Raw genomic sequence first — 5,301 nt, 5'->3', positions numbered from 1 at the left:
GGCCGCGGTCGGCGCGGTGACCGCCACCGGTGACCGCGCGGGCATCGGCGGACCGGCCGCGCTGCTCGCCGGCCTCCTCGCCACCACGGCCTGCGGCCTCACCGGCGGGGCCGTCGGGGCGCTCGCCTCCCGGCCGTTCGTCGCCGCGCCGGGCTGGTCGGTCGCGGTGCTGCTGCTCGGTTCCCTGCTCGCGCTGGTGACCACCGGGTCCCCGGCGAAGCACGCGGTCACCGCCCTGGTCGCGGCCGACGGCGGGGTCCTGTCGCCGTGGGCGGCCTGTGCCGGGGCGGTGCTCCTGGCCGCCGTGACGGCGGCCGTCTCCGGCCGGGCCGCCGCCCGTCTGGAGTGAGGGCCCGGGACCGCCGCAGTAGCCTCGACGGCATGACCATGGAATCCGGGGCCTTCTGCGCCCCCGAGCCCGCGCCCCGGCCGCCGAAGGCCGCCGAGGGGCCGTACGCCCGCTGCGTGCTGTGCCTGGAGCCGACCGAGTACGCGGAGTCGGCCCCGGGCATCGTGCTGTGCCCGGTCTGCGAGTGGCAGGAGGCCCAGCGCAACGCCTGCTCCGGCTGAGCCGGGGGTCCCTCAGCCGGTGCGCATCAGCTCGGACACCTTCACGAAGCGGTAGCCGCGGGCCCGGAGTTCGGGGACCACGCGGCGGATCGCGCGCTCCGTCGCGGGGGCGGCGCTGCGGGTGCAGTGGAGCACGACGAGGGAGCCGGGGCGGACACCCGACAGCACCTGCTCGGCCACCGCGTCCGGGTCCTTCGCGAAGGCGTCGCCGCCGACCACGTCCCACTGGACGGCGGTGACGCGGGCGGGGCCGAGCGCGTGGCGGGCGGCGTCGTCGTAACAGCCGCCGGGGAAGCGGAAGTACGGCACGACGTTGACGGCGCCCGCGTCCCGGAAGGAGTCGAAGGCGCGCCGCACGTCGGCCGCCATGTCCGGTACGGCGACCTTCGGCAGCCCGTAGCAGGGCTCGGCGAAGGCGTAGTGGCTGTAGGAGTGGTTGGCGATCTCGAACAGGGGGTCGCGGCCGATCGACCGGGCCTGGTCGGGGTACTCCTCCGCCCAGCGGCCCGTCATGAAGACGGTCGCGTCCACCTTCAGCCGGCGCAGGGTGGCGATGAGCTCCGGGTTGTCGAAGCGCTCGCCGCGCGCCGCCCGGGGTCCCTGGTCGGCGGTCATGTCGGCGTCGAAGGTGAGCGCCACGACCTTCTCCGCGCTCCGCCCGGTCCGCCGTTCGTAGACGGGCGTGAGCCCACCGGCCCGGGGCGCCAGGGTCGGGACCGCGCCGGGTTCGGCGCCGGGCCAGGGCCTGGCGGCGGCGCTGGCGGTGGGCGTGGGGGCCGCGGTGCTCCCGGGGGTTCGGGAGGCGGCCCCGGACTCGGCAGCGGGTGGGGCCGGCGGCGCGGCGGACGGGGCCGCACCGTCGCCGCAACCGACGAGAACGGCGCCCAGCAGACCGAACACCGCCAATTTCCGTACAGGAATGTTCACGAACGGAAGCTATCCGACCAAAGTGTCGAACGCTCGCGACGCCACAGCGACAACGCCCGACTGCACGCGCCGAGCTGACCCCCCGTCGCCCGGAGGCCCGTCCGTCACGCTCCGGCGGGGGCTCCGCCGGCCGACGCGCCCTGGCCGCGGGCGAGGCGGTCGGGCCCGTGCCCCGGGGTGCCGATCCAGCCCCGCTGCGAGGCCATCGCCCCGGCCTGGAAGCGGCTCCGCGCCCCCAGCATGTCCATGATCGAGGCCACGGTCCTGCGGGTGGTGCGGGTCGAGACGCCGAGCCGCTTCGCGATGGTCTCGTCGGTGTGTCCGTGCTCCAGGAGCCGCAGCGTCTCGCGCTCCTGCGAGGTGAGCCCCCGCTGGTCGCGGGTGCGCGCGGCACCGAGCCGGTCGGCCCGGTCCCAGGCGAGGTCGAACAGGGTGCACAGCGCGGTGAGGGTGCCGTCGCCGCTGAGCAGCACGGCGCTGTGCCCGCTGTCCTCGCCGTACACCGGCAGGACGGCGACCCGGCGGTCGAGCACGGTCATGCGGACCGGGACGTCCGGGGTGGTGCGGACCTCGCCGCCCTTGGACGCGAGCCAGTTCGCGTACTCCATGCCCGCCGGGCTGTTGCGGATCGACTCGGGATAGAGGGTGCGCATCCGGATGCCGCGGGCCAGCGTCCTCTCGTCCAGCGGCTTGGCCGACTCGATGTTGCTCTCGTCGGGGGCGTCCGGGACGAACGCCATGATCTCGTGGTCGATGTGACGGCTCAGCTCGGCCAGCCGGTCGCGGATCCGGTCCACGCCGACGAGCGTCTCCACGCCGGAGGAGTCCCCCACCGGCTGGAAGCCGACCCAGTCCGCGATCAGCTGGGCCGCCGCCGCTCTCGACGCCTCCAACTTCTGCTGCTGGGCGAGCAGTTCCGCCTGTTGACGGGCGAGTAAGGACTCCATGGCCAGCTCCGGGCTGACCGCGTGGAGCCGGGCGTGCTCGGTGGCGGACGGGCGCAGCAGCGAGAGTTCGCTGAGCCGTCCGAGCGCCTGCCGGACGTCCGCCTCGGGCAGCGCGAGCGAGGCGGCCAGCTCCGCGACCCCCCAGTCGGCGTGCTGAAGCAACATCCGGTAGATGCTTTCCGTTCGGGTGTCGATTCCCAGTGCGTCCAGCATGTATGTACCCCCCATAGATACGTGTACGAATCATCACACGGCCTGTGGCACCGGTTTCCTGCCGGGACGGAAGAAGCGAGGGTTCTGGCAGGTTCCGGCCATGTCCGCTTGGGGACTCCGTTCCTCGCAGGAATGCGACGGGCGGCCCGGGAACATCGAGGGATGTATCTGGTCCACGTCTGGCTGTGCCGCGCCGTCGAGGGCGCGCCGCCCCGGGAGTTGGCGGAGGAGTTCCGTGCCGCCGCGGCTCCGGACGAGGGCGTCGAGCACGCCGTGGCGCACCACGTCTCCGGCCGGGAGACCGTCGTCGGCCTCTTCCTCCGCCTGGACGGCCTCGCCGCCGCCGAGCGCGCCGCCGCGGCGGTCTGCGCGCGGGTGCTGGACCGGCACGCCGCCTGGGGCTTCGCCGCCGTCTCCTGCGAGGCGGTGCTGATCATGCCGGTCCCCGAACCGTAGGAGCGCGGAACGGCGGCGGCTCCGGGCCGCCGGGGGACGCCACCCGGCGCCGGTCGTGTCCCGAACCGGACGTGTCCCGATGCTGACAGGGCGGATCGCTTCACCGGAATGCCGGCCTGGTGCACGCTTCAGTCATCCGGATTCCCGGTCCGTCGAATTCCCCTCCTCCGCAAAGGACTTCGTCATGCTGCGTGCCCGTCTCGCCGCCCTCCTGATCCTCGCGTCCGTGTTCGCCGGAATCAGCACCGGCGCGATGGCGGACACCCCGGACACCCCGGTCGTCCCGGTCGTCAAGGACACCCTCGGCTGGCAGTGAGCGAAATCCCCGCCCCTTCCCGGACCGGAAATCCCGTGCGTCGGAACTCTCTCCCCGAAAGGCAGAAAATGAGCAGGATCAGAAGGACCCGCCGCGTCACCGTCGCCCTCTGCGCGGCCACGGCGCTCGGACTCGGCGCCACCGGCGCCGCGTTCGCCCAGCAGTCCGGACCGGCCGGCGGCCGGCCGTCCTCGCAGGCCGGCGGGCACGAGTACCCGGGCGCCGGCCAGGGCAAGGTCACGCCGGTGCCCGCCGAGTTCCGCGCGGGGGCGGGCGAGCGGAGCCTCACGGCGGCCGCGGGGATCACGCGGAGCGAGGTCATCGCCCGCGCGAAGTCCTGGGTCGGCAAGGGCCTGGACTACAGCTGGACGAACTATTACCAGGGCTACCGAATGGACTGCTCCGGCTACGTCTCGATGGCCTGGGGTCTCGGCAGCTCCCTGGCCACCCCGAACTTCGTCCCCGGCGGATCGGCCGAATGGATAACGAAGGCCGAACTCAAGGCCGGTGACGCGCTCCTGGACGACGATTCCGGCGCCGACGGCCACATCGTCCTCTTCGAGGAGTGGGCGAGCGCCGACAAGAGCTCCTACTGGGGTTACGAGTTCACCCCCAGCGGCGTCCACCACCGCATTCTTCCCTACCCGTACTACGCGGGTAAGGGACCTTTCGCGCCGGTCCGGCTGAAGAACATCGTGGACGACACGATCCCGGAGGCGGAGGCCCCGAAGGAGGACACCTCCTCCCGGATCAACGCGGACTTCAACGCCGACGGCCGGGACGACGTCGCCGCCCTGTACGGCTACGGCGACGGTTCGGTCGCGCTGTTCACCTTCCTGGCGCGTGCCGACGGCGGTTTCGACGCGCCGCTGAAGTCGTGGACGCGTCCGCCGGGCAACTGGACCTTCAAGAGCGTGAAGCTCACGGCCGGCGACTACGACGGCAACGGGCGGGCCGACCTGGCCGCGATGTACGACTACGCCGACGGCTCGGTCTCGATGTTCACCTTCAAGTCCCGTGCCGACGGCGGCTTCTCCGACCCGGTGAAGTCCTGGACCACGGCGCCGGGCAACTGGTGGCCCGAGAACGTGAAGCTGGCGTCGGGCGACTTCGACGGCAACGGCCGCGACGACGTCGGCGCCTTCTACGGCTACAGCGACGGGCGCGCCGCCCTCTACACCTTCAAGCCCGACGCCTCGGGCGCGTTCGGTACCCCGCTGCGCTCCTGGAACGTCCCCGAGGACTACTGGTGGGGCGAGAACGTCGAGCTCGCCGTCGGTGACTTCGACGGCAACGGCCGGGCCGACCTCGCCGCCATGTACGGGTACGAGGACGGCACCGTCTCGATGTTCACCTTCAAGTCCCAGACCGACGGCGGCTTCGTGGCGCCGGTGAAGTCCTGGACCACGGAGCCGGGCAACTGGAACTTCTCCAACGTCAAGCTGACCGCCGGCGACTACGACGGCGACGGCCGCGCCGACGCCGCCGCGTTCTACGGCTACAGCGACGGCCGGGCCGCGCTCTACACCTTCAACACGAAGACCGACGGCACCTTCAACAGCCCCGTGCGGTCCTGGAACGTGCCCGCGGACAACTGGTGGGGCGAGAACGTCCAGATCGCCTCCGGCGACTACGACAACAACGGGCGCGCGGACGTGGCCGCGTTCTACGGCTACAGCGACGGCCGGGCCGCGCTCTACACCTTCAAGCCGGACACGACCGGCAAGTTCGCCTCCCCGCTGAGGTCCTGGAACGTCCCCGAGGACTACTGGTGGGGCGAGAACGTCAAGCTCGGCTGACCTGGTCCCGGCCGGGCCCCGCGGCCCGCGCCCGGCCCCGCCGCCCCGCCCCGACGGGGCCGCCCGGCACCCC

Annotated in this window: 6 protein-coding genes and 1 pseudogene; 5 read left to right on the top strand and 2 right to left on the bottom strand. The window is 72.9% G+C overall.

Annotated features, from left to right (window positions below; translation table 11 throughout):
- A pseudogene (locus IE321_RS40635) lies at window positions 1–349 on the top strand (ABC transporter); the annotation flags it as partial.
- Window positions 350–381: 32 nt separating this feature from the next.
- Window positions 382–570 (top strand): hypothetical protein, encoded by a 189-nt coding sequence (locus IE321_RS40630; protein WP_043224480.1) that lies wholly within the window; start codon window positions 382–384, stop codon window positions 568–570.
- A gap of 12 nt (window positions 571–582) precedes the next feature.
- Here the strand turns inward: IE321_RS40630 and IE321_RS40625 are convergent, their stop codons facing one another.
- Entirely contained in the window at window positions 583–1,476 is an 894-nt protein-coding gene (locus tag IE321_RS40625; protein WP_190226657.1) for a polysaccharide deacetylase family protein, read from the bottom strand.
- Between the two features lie 125 nt (window positions 1,477–1,601).
- A complete protein-coding gene (locus tag IE321_RS40620) occupies window positions 1,602–2,609 on the bottom strand; it encodes a helix-turn-helix domain-containing protein (protein ID WP_226651428.1) in 1,008 nt (335 codons plus the stop codon).
- Window positions 2,610–2,819: 210 nt separating this feature from the next.
- Here IE321_RS40620 and IE321_RS40615 point away from each other — a divergent pair, with 210 nt between their 5' ends.
- The 3 genes from IE321_RS40615 (at window position 2,820) to IE321_RS40610 (ending at window position 5,228) form a co-directional block, all read left to right on the top strand.
- On the top strand, window positions 2,820–3,113 hold the full coding sequence (locus tag IE321_RS40615) for a hypothetical protein (protein ID WP_190226654.1): 294 nt from the start codon (window positions 2,820–2,822) through the stop codon (window positions 3,111–3,113).
- Window positions 3,114–3,297: 184 nt separating this feature from the next.
- The gene (locus IE321_RS42960) at window positions 3,298–3,429 is read left to right on the top strand and encodes a hypothetical protein (protein WP_264202430.1); all 132 of its coding nucleotides are present in this window, start codon (window positions 3,298–3,300) and stop codon (window positions 3,427–3,429) included.
- Window positions 3,430–3,497: 68 nt separating this feature from the next.
- Window positions 3,498–5,228 (top strand): C40 family peptidase, encoded by a 1,731-nt coding sequence (locus IE321_RS40610; RefSeq protein ID WP_190226653.1) that lies wholly within the window; start codon window positions 3,498–3,500, stop codon window positions 5,226–5,228.
- The last annotated feature ends 73 nt before the right edge of the window (window positions 5,229–5,301 follow it).

The organism is Streptomyces hydrogenans, assembly GCF_014656075.1.
Lineage (GTDB): Bacteria > Actinomycetota > Actinomycetes > Streptomycetales > Streptomycetaceae > Streptomyces > Streptomyces hydrogenans.
Note: the sequence above shows the minus strand (reverse complement) of the source record. Positions and strands in the feature narration are given on the sequence as shown.